The organism is Micromonospora vulcania (assembly GCF_042658605.1).
Taxonomy (GTDB): Bacteria; Actinomycetota; Actinomycetes; order Mycobacteriales; family Micromonosporaceae; genus Micromonospora; species Micromonospora vulcania.
The window spans coordinates 101,451-116,414 of sequence record NZ_JBHSQS010000006.1; the positions used below are offsets into that span (position 1 = coordinate 101,451).

The following is a 14,964-nucleotide window of genomic DNA, read 5'->3' on the forward strand; positions in this document are numbered from 1 at the left end:
CTGCCACGCCTGCTCCGATCTCCATCGACTCGGGCGGAAGGATAGCTTCCGATCTCAGCCGGTCGCCAGCAGCCGGGCGATCGTCGCCGACTCCGCCAGGTGCGGGAAATGGCTGCCGGGCAGCACGGTCACCGCGACCTCCGGCAGCACGCCCGTCAGCCACGCCAGGTAACGGGCCGGTGGCTCGGACGAGGTCACCCAGCGATAGGGGATCCCGCGCTCGCCGATGGACCGTAGCGCCCGGGTCCGCTCGGCGGCGATGCCCTCGTCGGACCCGTGCAGGATCTCGTCCCAGTAACCCAGCAGCAGGTCGGGTCGGGGGTCGGTCGCGGTCGTCACGATCTCGCGCGCCCCGGCCGGCAACGACTCGATGCCCATCCCGGCCAGCATGCCGTCCCACACCCGCCGCCAGTCCGGGCCGCGCAGTGCCGGCTCGGACTGGCGTACGGCCGCACCGAACGGGCCCGGCAGCAGGATCTGGTCCAGATTCACCACCCCGCGCACCGGGTATCGGGCCGCGTACGTCGTGGCGACCACCGCACCCACCGAATGTCCCACCACGATCGGCTCGACGAGACCCGCCTCGGTCACCTGACCGTGGATGACCTCGGCAACCTCCGCCATCCGGTAGGTGGTCCGCCGCGCTGCGTCACCGTGACCGGGCAGGTCGAGGGCGAGCACCGGGCGGTCCGGTTCGAGCGCCGCGAGCTCGCGTCGTACCGGATCCCACTGTCGCCGGTCGAAGGTGAGGCCGTGCAGCAGCACCAGCGGCGGACGGTTCTCGTCGTGACTCATCGACATGCCTTTCCTACGCCCTGGTCAGCCCGTACCGACCGACCGTGCGGTGCCGGCGGAGCGTACAGCCCGTCTGGTTCGTACCGTCGGATCATGCCCTTCCTGGTCCGGCGGTACGGGCACTGGCCCGAAGGGAGTCGATGGCGAGGTCGAGCGCGGCCTCGAGGTGGTCGATCTTTCCGGTGGAGAGCAGCATCAGTACACCGCCCTGGATTCCCGCCAGCAGCGCCGCGGCGGCGCGCTCGGCGTCCACCTCGGCACCGATGTCCCCGGTCGACTGCATGTGCCGGACGCCGTCGGCGATCGCGCTCTGCCAGCGCCACATGAGCCCGGTCACCACCGCCTGCGCGGCCGGCGCCCGGCGGCCGGTCTGCCCGAGCAGGCCGTTGAGCGGGCACTTCACGCCCTGCGCCAGGTAGCGCTCGATCAGCCGGTCACGCCACGCCTGCCACGCCGGCCAGGACGTCAGGTTGCTGAGCATCGGCTCCTGGTCGATCAGCACCTGGTCGGCCTCGTGCTCGGCCACCGCGAGCAGCAGCTCCTCCTTCCCGTCGGGGAAGTAGTGGAAGAGCTGACCCTTGCTGGTGCCGGTGACGGCCATCACGTCATCGAGCCGGACCTCCTCGACGCCGCGCTCGCGGATCTCGGCGGCCGCCCCGGCGACGATTCGCGCCCGGGTCGCCTCACCCTTACGGGTCAACGTCCGTGTCATGAGACCCCCCGATGGTTCCCCGCGTCACCGATCCTCGTATGGACCTGCCAGTCCAATGCTAGACCGAAGGGGAGCCGACTGTTTGGACTTGCAGGTCCATTTTTGTCGAGCAAAGGTATGCGACGACGCGGTCCGGTCCCGGGCCGGAAAGCGATCGGAAGGGCGCGACGATGAACGAGTACTACCTGCTCGGGCGGTCCGGTCTGCGAGTGAGCCGGCTGGCCCTGGGCACCATGAACTTCGGCACCGGCGGGTTCCACGCCGCGTACGGCAAGACCGAGGAGGAGTCGGAGCCGATCTTCCGCCGTTACCTGGAGCTGGGCGGCAACTTCATCGACACGGCGGACTTCTACACCGCCGGGGAGAGCGAGTCGATCATCGGCCGCCTGATCGCCAAGACCGGCGTCCGGGAGCGGCTCGTGCTCACCAGCAAGGCCACCAACACCGTCGACCCGACCGACCCGAACGCCAGCGGCAACGGCCGCAAGCACATCATGCGGGCCGTGGAGGCCTCGCTGCGCCGGCTCGGCACCGACTACATCGACCTGTACCTGCTGCACACCTGGGACCGGATCACCCCGATCGAGGAGGTCGTGCACACCCTGACCGACCTGGTACGCGACGGCAAGATCCGGTACGCCGGCCTCTCGGACGTACCGGCCTGGTACGCGGCGCGGGCGCAGAGCTACGCCGAGGCGCACGGGCTTGCCCCGATGATCAACGTGCAACTGCCGTACTCCCTTGTCGCCCGCGACATCGAGACGGAGTTCGTCTCGATGGCCCAGACCCTGGGCATGGGCATCACCGCGTGGAGCCCGATCGGCGGCGGCCTGCTCAGCGGCAAGTACCGGCGCGAGGGCGACGGCATGAGCGGGACCGGCCGGTTGACCACCGCGGGCGCCGGAGGGCGGGAGATCAGCCCCAGCGACTGGCAGGTCATCGAGGCACTCGAGGGCGTGGCCGCCGACCTGGGTCGCAGCATGGCGCAGGTCGCGATCAACTGGGTGGTCACCCAGCCCGCCGTCGGTTCGGTGGTCATCGGGGCGAGCAGCCCCGAGCAACTCGACACCAACTTCGGCGCGCTCGACTTCGAGATCCCGGCCGACGCCCGTCGCCGGCTCGACGAGGCCAGCGCGCCGAAGGTCGGGCTGCCGTACGCGATGTTCACCCCGCAGTACCAGTCCTGGGTGGTCAGCCCGGGCCTCGGCATCGGCGACAAGCCGGCCGGCTACACGCCGCCGGTCCTCAACGCCGCCGCCGAGCCCGCCAACTGAGGAGGCGGCGCCGCTTGGCGTGACCACACCAACGCCCGTGGCGTACCACGGTGACGGTCTGGAACGGGGATGTAGTGGCCTCGGGTGATCCCGGAGGCCACTACATCCCCGTTGTGGTGCGAATCCGCTCGCCAGCTCGATCAGCTGGTCGCGGCGGGCACCGGCGGGGTGAAGATGACCCGGGCGCGCAACTGCCGGAACCCGGTCCGCTCCAGCTCGGCCAGCACCGCCACCCGGTGGGCGTCCACGTCGGCGATCACCTCGCGGGCGCCGCCGGCGGCCAGCACCCGAACCGCCTCGACCAGCAGCTCGCTTCGCACGGCCTCGTCGAGCAGACCGAGGTACGCCAGGAGCGGATAGCAGGCGTCCCCGGCCGTTCCGGCCAGACCGACGGGCTCCCCGGCGTCCAGCGCGATCCGCCAGTTCTCGACCGGACCCGCCAGCCAGCCCAGCGGGTCGGTGGCCAGGTCGACCCCGCCGACCGCCCGCGCGATCTCCACACCGGTCAGCACCTCCGGATCGGCGATCCGGGCGACCAGGGCGTTGATCTCCGCCGCGTCGATGGGCGTGCGGAACGTGTAGCGCCCGGCGGTCGTCGGCAGCGGCGTACCCGTCCAGGAGCATCTGAGCCGCTCCTTGCCCTCCACCAGCCCGGCGAGCCGAGCTGCCGCCATCGGCGCCCGCACCACCGCCAGCACCTCGGGCCGACGCCGCCAGTGTGCCGGCAGTGCGGCGAAGTACGACGTCGGGCCGCCGAGAGCCTCGTGTGCGACGTGCAGCAGCGCGGCACCCACCTCGGGCTCGGCGTCCAGGTCGAACTGTTCCAGCCACGGCGCGCCGACGGCGCCCGGCGGGAGGAGCCAGGCCGCCCGGCCGACCACTCGACCGGCCCGCAGGGCGACCCAGGTGTGCTCGGGCCGGTAGCCACCGCCGGCGATCCCGTCGGCGTACGCGACCTTGCGCAGTTGGGGCAACGGGTCGGGCATGGAGTCGAACAGATTTTCCTCGCCCGCGACGAGCGGGCGGATGACCAGATCAGTCATGGCGTGATCCTCCGGAAAGCGAGCGCCCCGGGTCAGATCCGCGTGGACGCCGGTGCGCGGAGGGGGCGCAGAACATCGGACATTGTTCTGACCTCCTTCCAGCTCGACGGCGTGCCCGCAAAACTACGCGAGGCGTTCGCCGGCCCGCAAGAGTGCCGGCTACAGCGTCGGATTGGTCTGCGACCCACGCCGGTGGACCAGCCCGTCGTACCCGGCGATGACGGCCAGGATCACCGCCGCGCTGACCGCCGAGGCGACCGGCGGAAAGAGCACCATGGGTGCCGCCGCCACGGCCAGCACCGGCACGCCGAGCATCAGCACCCGGCAGTGCCGCCCGGACTCGACGCGTTGCTCCAGGAAGGTCCGCCCGATCAGGAACAGCACTGGACCGCCGAAGATGATGACCACCAGCGCCCAGTCGATCGGTGGGTCCGGGTCCTCGATGATCTGGCCGAAACCGACGGCGGTGCAGATGATGCCCCCGACGATGAGCAACAGGCTGTAGCTCGACCACTGGGACAGTTTCAGCGCCTCCCCGGCCGCGCTGACGGTCGCGGCCCGGCCGGGCCCGACGTGGTAGAAGTAGATCCGCCAGAACGCGACGGCGGCCAGGAACGCGGAGACGAGGGTGATGGTCCGCCCGGTCGAGAACCCCGGGTAGCTGATCGCGGCGCCGGCTTCGAGCACCACCTCGGCGAGCGCGATCATGAAGAACTGGTTGTACCGCTCGGCGAGGTGCCCCTGCGAGACCTTCACCCAGCCGCTGCGCTGGTTACCGCCGAGCCGGGGCACGGGCCAGTCGATGGCGGCGCCGAGGATCTCGATGGCGAGGGCGAGCGTCCAGAAGACGCCGCGGCCGAGTCCACCGCTGATGCCGCCGCTGATCCAGAGCACGCCGGAGACCGTGTGCCAGCACAGCACCCGGGCCAGGTTCGGCCGCATCGGATGGCCCTGTAGGGCGATCGTCAGATAGAGCGGACGGCCCACCTGAATGACGACGTACGTGCAGGCGAAGATCGCACCCCGCTGGCCGAACGCCTCCGGCAGGGTCACCGCCAGCACCAGCGTGCCGAACATCGTCGCCAGCAGGACGACCTGGAGATCGGTGCGGCGGGGGTCGTAGGCGCTGGACATCAGCGCGTTGAGCGACCAGATCATCCACATCGCCGCGAAGAACAGCAGCGTCTGCCCGGCCTCCGACAGCAGCGTGTGCCGGACGATGGTGAGGTCGTCCGCGACCCGCCCGGCGAGGCGTGCGAGCGCGAAGACGTAGACGATGTCGAACAGCAGCTCCAGGACGGTCGCCCCGCGCGTGCTCGTGCTGTCTCCGAGCCCGCGCATCCAGGGGCGCGTCAACATGTCCGCGCCACCCGGGGGTGTCGGCGGTTCGGTCGCCAGGCGGAGATCAGCTCAGCCGGCCAGGGCCGCCGGCACGGGCACGCCGAGGTGGTCAAGGAGCGCCGCGACCTCCTGGTCCAACTCGACACCCACCCGGGTGACGTCGTCGCGGCCGAAGGAGGCGAAGGCGTGGCTCGGCTGCTCGATGTGGAAGCGGGTGCCGGTACCGTCGTCGTCGCTGGTGATGGCCGTACGCAGCGGCGCGTACAACATGATCGTCGGGTCGTGTCGGAACATGCGCTCGGCGATGGTGTGGTTGCCCATCAGGTATTCCACGCAGTGCCCCGCGTCTCCGGCGAGCCGCATCATCGGCTGGACGTCACCGCTGTTCCAGTAGATCAGGAAGCTGTGCGGCGCTCGCTGCCGCATCAGGTCGAGCACGTCCGACCAGGGTGCCTGGCGGGCCACCAGCGCCGCGAAGGCATCGCGGTCATACGCCGGTACGGCCTCCTCGTACTGCCGGCGGAACTCCGCGAAGGGGCGGTCGACCTGGACTTCGAGCCGCCGGGCCTCGTACCGGTGCTCGGCGATCTGACCCGCTGCCATCGCCCCCGAGCCTCCTCGCCGACGGTCCGCCTCATCCCTGTCTCGGGACTTTATCCCCTTCTTTCGCGTTTCTGGCGGTATTGACGGATAGGGCTCAGGGCCGGGTGGAGATCTGCTGCACCGCCCAGGAGTTGCCGTCCGGGTCGGCGAAGAAGACGAACCCGACGTTGTCCAGTGGGTCCGGTACCGGCCGGGGGTTGGTGCCCAGCACCTGGATCTCGCTGACCTCGACGCCCCGCTCCACCAGCTCGGCGCGGGCCTTCTGCAGATCGGGCACCACCAGTTGGAGTCCCTTGAGTGATCCGGGCGGCATCTGGGGCACCACGCCCTTGCCGATGACCACGGAACAACCCGAGCCCGGCGGGGTCAGCTGCACCAGCCGCGCGTCATCGCTGATCACCGTGTCGTGGTCCACGACGAAGCCGAGCCGGTCGGCGTAGAACTCCTTGGCTCGGTCCACGTCCGAGACGGGCACGATCACCACTTCCAACGTCCAGTTCATCCGGGCACTCCTCGTGTTGTCGGCACTACATACCAACCCACCAGCGGGCCCCGAGTCGAGCGCCGTGGACGCGTGTCGCCGGCCTACGGCTCCGGCCCCGTATCGGCGCCGTGAAATAGGACGGGTCCGCCGTGCAGAGCGCGTGAAGATCCTTGCCCGCGGACGTCGGACTGCGATGTGCTGGGCGACGTCGGGGTGAAGGACCACCCCGAGCGGATGGGAAGGACGACGGTGGTTAGGTCCAAGCGGCGCATCCCGGCGGGCGTGTACGAGCCCCGCCGTGACGGCTGGACGGTCGGAGTGGCCCAGACAGCGCCCGAGCGTCCCCCGCAACCGGGCTGCGTTCGCCCGTAGCCCCGTCGCTCCCATCACGCCGCGCGGCGGGCCGGGTCGGTTCGACCTGGCCCGCCGCGCCTTAACGTCCCGCGAGAGACTGGCGCGCCGACGGCCGGTCTGCCGCTGATCGGGAAATGGCTGGAGCCCGGACGCGGTGCGGGGCGACGATCAGCGTCGTGCACGTTCTTCCCAGGCAGATCCGTGGTGTCTACACCGCTGAGACGATCACCGTCTACCAGGCGTACCCGCCGCACATCGCGCTGCCGGCGCTGGCCGGTGGCCGCTTCGTCGCACCGTTCAAGCGGGAGCGGATGACCTGGATCAAGCCGTCGTTCCTCTGGATGATGTACCGCTGCGGGTGGGGCTTCAAGCCGGGCCAGGAGCACGTGCTCGCCGTCGAGATCACCCGCGCCGGATTCGAGTGGGCCCTCGGGCGATCCTGCCTGAGCCACTACGACGCGGACCGGCACGCCAGTCGCCAGGCCTGGAGCGAGCAGGTGAAGATCAGCCCGGTCCGCGTGCAGTGGGACCCGGAGCGTTCCCTGCACCTGCGGCCGTTGCCCCACCGCTCGCTCCAGGTGGGACTGAGCGGCGAAGCCGTCGACAGGTACGTCGACGACTGGACCGTCCACATCACGGACGTCACCCCCACCGCGCATGCCATCCGGGACCTGCTGCGCAGCGGTGATCAGGCCGCGGCAGCGGAGTTCCTGCCGGCGGAACGGCCGTACCCGTTGCCCGACGACCTCGCGGCCGTTGTCGGCGCCAGCACCTAGGGTGCCCGGCCGACCACCCGCAGTGCTGTAAGACGTGGACAGCTGCCGTTGTCGGGTAACGGGAACTTCCTGCGACTCTGTCGCCAGCACCACCTGCCCGTCCCCGACCTACAGGAACACCGCCTCGACGCGTCCGGCCGCAACCATTGGCTGGACGCCTACTGGCAACAGTGGCGAGTACACGTGGAAATTGACGGGGCGCACCACATGGACGTCCGGCAATGGGCCGCCGGCAGAACGACGTCTGACCAGCGGAGACCGGGTCCTGCGCTTCCCAGCCTGGCTGATCCGCGCCCGCCCGACGAGGTCGCCGAAACGGTCCGCAAAGCCCTCACCGCCGCAGGCTGGACCCCAACGCCGCCCCGACCACGGCAACCACGGTGAATCTTGGACAGTTACCGTTCAACGAGAACGGCAACTGTCCAAGATCTCGGCGCGGCCGACGGGATGTGGCGGTTACTCAGCCGGCCCGGCGTGGGACTCGGGCCTGGAGGCGTCCGCGGGCGACCAGCTCGACGGTGAGGACGACGGCGACCGCCTCCACGGCGAGGAGCCCGACGAGTACGACCAGCTGCGTCACCCCGGCGGCGAGCGGGCTCGCTCCGCCGAGCAGCACCCCGACGAACGCGCCGGGGAGGGTCACCAGGCCCACCGTCCGGGTCTGGTCGAGTGCCGGCACCAACGCGCTACCGGCCGCAGAGCGGCACACCAGCAGCACGGCGTCCCGGGGCGGTAGACCCAGGGCCAGGCCGGCCTCCACCTCACCACGCCGGGTGGTCAGTTCGTCGAGCGCGCGGCGGCCGGCCAGTGAGGTGGCGGTCATCGCCCCGCCGATCAGGATCCCCGCGACCGGGATGATCGCGATGCCGCGCAGCGGCACCAGCCCCACCAGCAGCAGCCCCGCCACCACGGTCAGGCTGCCCACGACGATCGGCGCACCGGCCCACCAACCGCGGGTGCCGCCGGTGACGCGCCGGCCGGAGGTGCCCGCCGCCACCACACACATCAGTGCCACGAACGCGGCTGTGGCCCACAGTGACGCCACGATGGCCGCGATCAGCAGCGACACGGCGCCCAACTGGATCACCGCGCGCACCGCGGCGACGATGACCTGCCGACCGTGGCCCAACTTCCCCAGGGTCACGACGGCCGCCGCCACGAGGGTCAGGACGATCAGCGCAACACCGAGCTTCGGGCCAACCACGAGCATCGTCGAGGACATGGCAAGAGTGTCCCGGCGGACCGTCGGCGTGGCACGGGCGGCTCCGGGCGGCCACTTCGCCGTCGTACCGTCCCGGCTCGCGCCGGAGTCGGCAGCCGGGACGGTACGGGGCGGACAGCGACCCGGCCAGCGTCAGGTCAGCCGGCCGATGCCGGCACCGGCGGTGACCAACGACGGGACGTCCGCCGCCGCGTCCAACTGGTACGGGTAGTAGGTTCGCGGCTCGACGACCGTGCCGGCGGTCTCGGGTTGGCCCGAGTTGACGAAGACGTTGCCCCGCTGCACCGCGCGGCCCGGTCCGCTGTCGGCGTACCCGCTCGCGGAGTGCAGCGGGTACGGGACGTCGCGGAAGTAGTTGCCCTCGACCAGGACCCCGGCGTTCTCCGTGGACGCGACGCCGTACAGGGCATTGCCGAGGAAGTAGTTGTTGTAGACGTGCACCGGCTCGCCGAACCGGACCCGAGGATGGCGCTGTCGGCTGTGGTCGAAGAAGTTGTGGTGGATGCTCACCTTCAGGTGCCCGATGTCGGTGGACGCGGCTCCGTCGGAGTGCCCGATCAGCATGCTCTTGTCGGAGTGGTCGAAGTGGTTCCAGGAGACCGTCACGTAGTCGGCGCCCCGCACGATGTCCACCGAGCCGTCGATCGCCCCGGCGAAGCGGTTGTGGTCGATCCAGATGTGGTGGGAGTTCTGCCCGATGTTGACCGCGTCGTCCTCGGCCTCGGTGAAGTTGATGTTGCGGACGATCACGTTGTACGACCGGTAGAAGTCCAGCCCACCACCGGTGATCTCGGCGTTTCCGACGCCGATGATGGTCTTGTTGGGCCGTACTCCCTGCTTGCTGCTGATCTGGATCACGCCACTGACCTGAATGACCATCGGGCCGATGGTGTCGATGTAGTCGAGAAAGTCCGCCGCTTTGGTCGCGGTGACCACCGGTCCGCCAGCCCCACCGGTCGTACCGTTCTGACCGAGCGCGGCGACGCTGGCGAAGCCGTCGGCGGGACCGGCGACGGCGGCGGGGGCCCTGTCCACCTGTTCGGCGTCCGGGGCCGCTTCGGCCGGGCCGGGTGGGGTGAGCAGGGCGGTGACGAGGCCGACGGCGGCGAGTGACCACCAGCGCGGCCGGGTACGGCGGGATCGGGTGTAGTGCATCTGCTGCTGCCTTTCGCGGGGCGGATCGCGGACCGGGCGGGGTCCGCCGGGCCGCTGCCGACGGGCCCGGACCGGGTCGGTGGCACCGGAGGAGGCGCACCGAGGGCACGGGCCAGCACCGGACCGGCCGGCGATCCGTGGTGGTGGGGTGCGATGTCGGAAAGCGCTTTCCGACATCATGCTAAGCACCCGAATTCATCCATGTCAATCAACGCAGCACCGTTTGCTGCAAACGGTTGTTGCATTGATCATGGTCAACGTCGATGATCTCGGGACCGCTGCGATCGGGTGCCGTCTCACCCTTAGCCATCAACCCGGATAAAAGCCGCACATTCTTCAGCGGGCATTGACGCTGATCCCGCTTCCGTGCTTTCTTCGCTGCAAACCTTTGCAGGTCCGCGAGGTGGTTATCAATGTCATCAAGACCCGGCCGACCGGTGGCCGGCCCGCTCCGGGACGGCGATCTCGTCGTGCCGGTCGGCCGACGGCTCGGCCCGGTGACGCCGGGAGCCACCGCGGTCGACCGCAGCGTCGGTGACCTTGCCACCACGAAGCCCTGCGGGAGCCGCCGACCGGGCGACGCCCACCGCGAACGAGAGAGGAAGTGGCTGCAAAAAACGAGCACGACCGCAGGGTAGGAATCGGACTGAATGCTCGCCGACTCGGCCATCCACGGCCGAGCAATACGCATTGCCTAAATTGCCTGCAACATAACTGCACACGTAACGCATTGACTCTCACCAGTGCATATACCTACCGTCGAGGTATGGCGTATTTCGAATTCGTTACGGCGTTCCGGGAATGGCAACAAGTCCGGTAGACGCCGAGCGAATGAACAGGATCGACACGATCGCGGTGTCGTCGCCCGGCGACTGACCAGCATCACCCATGGGCCGCGAATGGGGACGCCCCCGGCCCGCACCCACCCGCCCCGCTCCCTGCCCTTTCGCGCCCGTCCACGCCCGGCAACCCCCGGGCGGGAGCGCGGAACAGCCCCCAGCGGCTCGCGTCAACCACCACCCCTCAAGGAGGTCCAGAATGGATTCAACGCACACCCGGGGCCAGCCCGGGCCACGACGGATCGCCGTGGCGCTGACCGCCGGCGCATTCGCCGCCGCGGCGGTGCTCATCGCCACCCCGCCCGCCTTCGCCGACACACTGCTCAGCGACGACTTCTCGGACGGAAACTCGACCGGCTGGTCGCGTTCCGGAGGCAGTTGGTCGGTGGTGACCGACGGTTCGCTGGTCTTTCGTCAGTCCGGCACCAGCAGCGACGCCCGGGCGCTGACCTCGGCGCCGGGTTGGACGGACTACGGCGTTCAGGCGCGGGTCAAGCCGACCGGGTTCGGCGGCACCAACCGGCACGTCGGGGTGATCGCCCGAGCGCAGAACAGCAGCAGTTACTACGCGCTGGCGGTCACCGCGAGCGGTGGCGTACAGCTGCTCAAGCGGGCCGGGGGCGAACCGCTGACGCTCGACTCCGCCGCCAGCGGCGTCACCACCGGCAGCTGGGCCACCCTGCGTCTGGAGGCCGTCGGCTCGGCGCTGCGCGGCTACGTCAACGGCGCGCTGCTGGTCGAGGCGACCGACACCGCGTTCACCGCCGGTCGGGTCGGCCTCGCCACGTCGTACGCCAGCGCCTCGTTCGACGACGTCCGGGTGGACACCGAGACCGGGGCGCCCGGGGAGCCGCCGGGCGAGCCGACGCTGCCACCCGCCGAGCCGCCGCTCGACCCGGGGGCACCGCCGATCGGCTTCGCCTCGGTGAACGCGCTCGGCCAGAACGGCACCACCGGCGGCGCGGGCGGCCCGACCGTCACCGTCGACACCTCGGCCGAGTTCCTCGCCGCGATCGGCACCACCGGGGCGCTGAACATCCGGGTCAGCGGAGTGATCGCACTTCCCGGCCCGATGCACGACGTGACCTCGGACAAGACGATCGTCGGCGTGGGCGCCAGCTCGGGCATCACCGGCGGTGGCCTCAACATCGGCCTGCCGGTGAGCACCGCGACCAGCCCACCGGCCAACGCGGTGCACAACGTGATCGTCCGCAACCTGAACTTCCGCAACACCGTGGACGACGCGATCAACGTGCAGATGTTCTCGCACCACATCTGGATCGACCACAACGACCTGGCGTACGGCTACGACGGGCTGATCGACATCAAGCGCGGCGCCAGCTACGTCACGGTCTCCTGGAACCACACCCATCACCACACCAAGAACATGCTGCTCGGGCACGACGACAGCAACGCCGCTCAGGACACCAACTATCTGAAGGTGACGTACCACCACAACTGGTTCGACCGGACGCCGCAGCGCAATCCGCGGGTCCGCTTCGGCGAGCCGGTGCACGTCTTCAACAACTACTTCGTCTACAACACCGACGTCGGGGTCGCCTGTCAGCTCAACTCCGGTTGCGTGGTCGAGGGCAACTACTTCGAGGACGTCGAGGTGCCCTGGTCGATCAGCTACGCCGGGTCCAAGGGCCGACTGATCGCCCGGAACAACGTGCTCGCCGGCACCAGCGAGCCGGGTGACGCGGGTGGCTCGGTGCAGGAGCCCAGCAGCTACTACCCGTACACCGTCACCGATCCGAGCGCCATCAAGTCCGTCGTCACGGCCGGCGCCGGCACCGGAAAGCTCGGCTACTAGCCACCACCACCAAGGAGGATCCGTGCACACCACCGACACCTGGCGAAGGCATCGCCGAGGTCTCCTGATCGCGATCGGGGCCGCGCTCGCCGCGCTCGCGCTCGCCCTCGGGATGGGCGCCACCGGCGCGTACGCCGACACCCTGTTCACCGACGACTTCGAGGACGGCAACGCCACCGGTTGGACCGCCTCGGGCGGCAGCTGGTCGGTCGCCACCGACGGCTCCCGGGTCTACCGGCAGTCCGGGACCAGCAGCGACGCCCGCTCGCTGGCCGGTACGGCGAGCTGGACCGACTACTCGGTCCAGGCCACCGTCAAGCCGACCGCGTTCAACGGCTCCAACCGCTTCGTCGCGCTGCTGGCCCGGGCGCAGAGCAGCACCAGCTACTACTACCTGGCGCTACGCAGCAACAACACCGTCGAACTCAAGCGGCTGACCGGCGGCTCCAGCACCACGCTGGACAGCGCCACCACCACGGTGACCGTCGGCACCGCGTACACCCTGCGGATCGACGTCGCGGGCAGTTCCCTCAAGGGCTACGTCAACGGCACGCTGCTGACCGAGGCCACGGACAGCCAGTTCGCCAGCGGCCGGATCGGCGTGGCCACCTTCAACGCCAGCGCCAACTTCGACAACGTCCAGGTCACCAGCACCACCCCCGACCCGGACCCGACCGACCCGACGGACCCGCCCGGCAACCCGGGCCCGAACGTGGCCGACGGCTGGGCCTCGGTCGACGCCTGGGGTCAGAACGGCACCACCGGCGGGGCTGGCGGACCGACCGTCACGGTGACCACCGCCGCGCAGTTCATCGCCGAGGCCGCCTCGACCGGTCCGAAGATCATCCAGGTCAGCGGGCTGATCGCCCTGCCCGGCCCGATGCACGAGGTCACCTCGGACAAGACGATCGTCGGCCTCGGCGCCAACTCGGGCTTCACCGGCGGCGGCCTCAACATCGGCCTGCCGATCGACAACGCGGTCACCAGCCCACCGGCGAACGCCGTGCACAACGTCATCGTGCGCAACCTCAACTTCCGCAACTGGGCGGACGACGCGATGAACGTGCAGATGTTCTCCCACCACGTCTGGATCGACCACAACACCTGGACCACCGGCACGGACGGCGGCCTGGACATCAAGCGCGGCTCGTCGTACGTGACCGTCTCCTACAACCACGCCGACGGCACCGACAAGAACATGCTGCTCGGTCACGACGACGGCAACGCCGCGCAGGACACCGGGCGACTGAAGGTCTCCTACCACCACAACTTCTTCGACGAGACCCGCCAGCGCAACCCCCGGGTGCGCTTCGGCGACCAGGTGCACGTCTACAGCAACTACTACCTGAACACCAGCAATTACGGCGTCGCCGCCACCGAGGACTCCGGTGTGATCGTCGAGGGCAACTACTTCGAGAACGTCGACGACCCGTACCACCTGGGTGAGGCGTCCTCCGGCCCCGGCCGGCTCGTCGCCCGGAACAACTGCCTGATCAACTCGGGTGCGGGTGAGACCGGCGGCAGCGTCACGAACCCGCCGTACTCGTACACCATCACCACCGCCTGCGAGATCAAGGCCGTGGTGACCGCGCAGGCCGGGGTCGGCAAGGTCGGCCTGCCCGGCGGGCCGACCAACCCTCCCCCCACCACGACCCCTCCCCCGACCACCACTCCGCCACCGAACCCGCCGCAGACCGGCCTGATCGGCTGGGCCACCCAGAACGGCGGCACCACCGGCGGCGCGGGCGGCCAGACGGTCACCGTCTCCGACGGCGCGGCGCTCGCCGACGCCCTGGAGTCGTCCTCACCGCTGATCATCCGGGTGCAGGGCGCACTCACCATGCCGGACAAGATGAACGACGTCCGCTCCAACAAGACCGTGCTCGGCGTCGGTAACGCCACGCTGGACAACGGCCTGAACGTCAGCAGTGCCACCAACGTCATCATCCGCAACCTCACCTTCCGGGGTTGGGACGACGACGCGGTCAACGTGCAGAATTCCCGTAACGTCTGGATCGACCACAACACCTTCGACGGCGGCTACGACGGCGCGCTGGACATCAAGCGCGAGTCCGACTTCGTCACCGTCTCCTGGAACCGGGTCACCAACCACACCAAGAGCATGCTGCTCGGCCACGACGACGGCTTCACCGCCGACATCGGGCACCTGCGGGTGACGTACCACCACAACTGGTTCGACGGCAGCAAGGAGCGGCACCCCCGGGTCCGGTTCGGTGACCCGGTGCACGTGTTCAACAACTACTACTACGGCGCGGATTACGGCGTCGCGTCCACCATGGGCGCCGGGGTGCTCGTCGAGGGGAACTCCTTCGAGAACGTGACCCGACCCACCGCCGTCGGCTACGCCGAATCCGGCCCGGGCGACCTCGTCCAGCGCAACAACCTCTTCGTCAACTCCGGTGCGCCGGAGAGCGCGGGCGACGTCGCGGCCATCCCGTACTCCTACCAACTCGACGCCGCGAGCGGCGTGAAGGCGACCGTCACCGCCGGTGCCGGCGCCGGACGCATCACCGTCTGACCGAGCCGGGC

Annotated in this window: 12 protein-coding genes; 4 read left to right on the forward strand and 8 right to left on the reverse strand. The window is 69.8% G+C overall.

Translation table 11 applies throughout. The features are described from left to right. Positions 1-54: 54 nt before the first annotated feature. Complete coding sequence (locus ACFQGL_RS11695; protein WP_377509842.1) at positions 55-795, reverse strand: alpha/beta fold hydrolase; 741 nt, start codon at positions 793-795, stop codon at positions 55-57. Positions 796-886: 91 nt separating this feature from the next. After that, entirely contained in the window at positions 887-1,507 is a 621-nt protein-coding gene (locus tag ACFQGL_RS11700) for a TetR/AcrR family transcriptional regulator (RefSeq protein WP_377509845.1), read from the reverse strand. A gap of 170 nt (positions 1,508-1,677) precedes the next feature. Here ACFQGL_RS11700 and ACFQGL_RS11705 point away from each other — a divergent pair, with 170 nt between their 5' ends. After that, complete coding sequence (locus ACFQGL_RS11705; protein ID WP_377509848.1) at positions 1,678-2,781, forward strand: aldo/keto reductase; 1,104 nt, start codon at positions 1,678-1,680, stop codon at positions 2,779-2,781. A 140-nt stretch (positions 2,782-2,921) separates the two neighbouring features. Here ACFQGL_RS11705 and ACFQGL_RS11710 read toward each other — a convergent pair whose 3' ends face one another. The 4 genes from ACFQGL_RS11710 to ACFQGL_RS11725 form a co-directional block, all read right to left on the reverse strand. Next, positions 2,922-3,824, reverse strand: a complete 903-nt coding sequence (locus tag ACFQGL_RS11710; RefSeq protein ID WP_377509851.1) for an acetyltransferase — start codon at positions 3,822-3,824, stop codon at positions 2,922-2,924. Between the two features lie 159 nt (positions 3,825-3,983). Beyond that, complete coding sequence (locus ACFQGL_RS11715) at positions 3,984-5,183, reverse strand: low temperature requirement protein A (RefSeq protein ID WP_377509854.1); 1,200 nt, start codon at positions 5,181-5,183, stop codon at positions 3,984-3,986. 51 nt (positions 5,184-5,234) lie between these two features. Then, on the reverse strand, positions 5,235-5,768 hold the full coding sequence (locus ACFQGL_RS11720) for a DUF302 domain-containing protein (RefSeq protein WP_377509857.1): 534 nt from the start codon (positions 5,766-5,768) through the stop codon (positions 5,235-5,237). Between the two features lie 94 nt (positions 5,769-5,862). Further along, positions 5,863-6,270 (reverse strand): VOC family protein, encoded by a 408-nt coding sequence (locus ACFQGL_RS11725; RefSeq protein ID WP_377509860.1) that lies wholly within the window; start codon positions 6,268-6,270, stop codon positions 5,863-5,865. A gap of 512 nt (positions 6,271-6,782) precedes the next feature. On the opposite strand from ACFQGL_RS11725, the gene ACFQGL_RS11730 reads away from it, so the two are divergent. Next, positions 6,783-7,382: a DUF4291 domain-containing protein gene (locus ACFQGL_RS11730; protein WP_377509863.1), complete on the forward strand. Its 600-nt coding sequence runs from the start codon at positions 6,783-6,785 to the stop codon at positions 7,380-7,382. Positions 7,383-7,842: 460 nt separating this feature from the next. Here ACFQGL_RS11730 and ACFQGL_RS11735 read toward each other — a convergent pair whose 3' ends face one another. Together ACFQGL_RS11735 and ACFQGL_RS11740 are read right to left on the reverse strand one after the other, a co-directional pair. Continuing rightward, on the reverse strand, positions 7,843-8,604 hold the full coding sequence (locus ACFQGL_RS11735) for an ABC transporter permease (RefSeq protein WP_377509866.1): 762 nt from the start codon (positions 8,602-8,604) through the stop codon (positions 7,843-7,845). Positions 8,605-8,736: 132 nt separating this feature from the next. After that, entirely contained in the window at positions 8,737-9,759 is a 1,023-nt protein-coding gene (locus tag ACFQGL_RS11740) for a pectate lyase family protein (RefSeq protein ID WP_377509869.1), read from the reverse strand. Between the two features lie 1,038 nt (positions 9,760-10,797). On the opposite strand from ACFQGL_RS11740, the gene ACFQGL_RS11745 reads away from it, so the two are divergent. Together ACFQGL_RS11745 and ACFQGL_RS11750 are read left to right on the forward strand one after the other, a co-directional pair. Then, positions 10,798-12,414 carry a pectate lyase family protein gene (locus tag ACFQGL_RS11745; protein ID WP_377509872.1) on the forward strand — a complete coding sequence of 539 codons (1,617 nt, stop codon included), beginning with the start codon at positions 10,798-10,800 and terminating at the stop codon, positions 12,412-12,414. Between the two features lie 22 nt (positions 12,415-12,436). Beyond that, positions 12,437-14,953, forward strand: a complete 2,517-nt coding sequence (locus ACFQGL_RS11750; protein ID WP_377509875.1) for a pectate lyase family protein — start codon at positions 12,437-12,439, stop codon at positions 14,951-14,953. Positions 14,954-14,964 lie beyond the last annotated feature (11 nt).

Bases quoted from the DNA above. Each gene is read 5' to 3' on its own strand.
- ACFQGL_RS11695 (WP_377509842.1), bottom strand. From the start codon at position 795: ATGAGTCACGACGAGAACCGTCCGCCGCTGGTGCTGCTGCACGGCCTC.
- ACFQGL_RS11700 (WP_377509845.1), bottom strand. From the start codon at position 1,507: ATGACACGGACGTTGACCCGTAAGGGTGAGGCGACCCGGGCGCGAATC.
- ACFQGL_RS11705 (WP_377509848.1), top strand. From the start codon at position 1,678: ATGAACGAGTACTACCTGCTCGGGCGGTCCGGTCTGCGAGTGAGCCGG.
- ACFQGL_RS11710 (WP_377509851.1), bottom strand. From the start codon at position 3,824: ATGACTGATCTGGTCATCCGCCCGCTCGTCGCGGGCGAGGAAAATCTG.
- ACFQGL_RS11715 (WP_377509854.1), bottom strand. From the start codon at position 5,183: ATGTTGACGCGCCCCTGGATGCGCGGGCTCGGAGACAGCACGAGCACG.
- ACFQGL_RS11720 (WP_377509857.1), bottom strand. From the start codon at position 5,768: ATGGCAGCGGGTCAGATCGCCGAGCACCGGTACGAGGCCCGGCGGCTC.
- ACFQGL_RS11725 (WP_377509860.1), bottom strand. From the start codon at position 6,270: ATGAACTGGACGTTGGAAGTGGTGATCGTGCCCGTCTCGGACGTGGAC.
- ACFQGL_RS11735 (WP_377509866.1), bottom strand. From the start codon at position 8,604: ATGTCCTCGACGATGCTCGTGGTTGGCCCGAAGCTCGGTGTTGCGCTG.
- ACFQGL_RS11740 (WP_377509869.1), bottom strand. From the start codon at position 9,759: ATGCACTACACCCGATCCCGCCGTACCCGGCCGCGCTGGTGGTCACTC.
- ACFQGL_RS11745 (WP_377509872.1), top strand. From the start codon at position 10,798: ATGGATTCAACGCACACCCGGGGCCAGCCCGGGCCACGACGGATCGCC.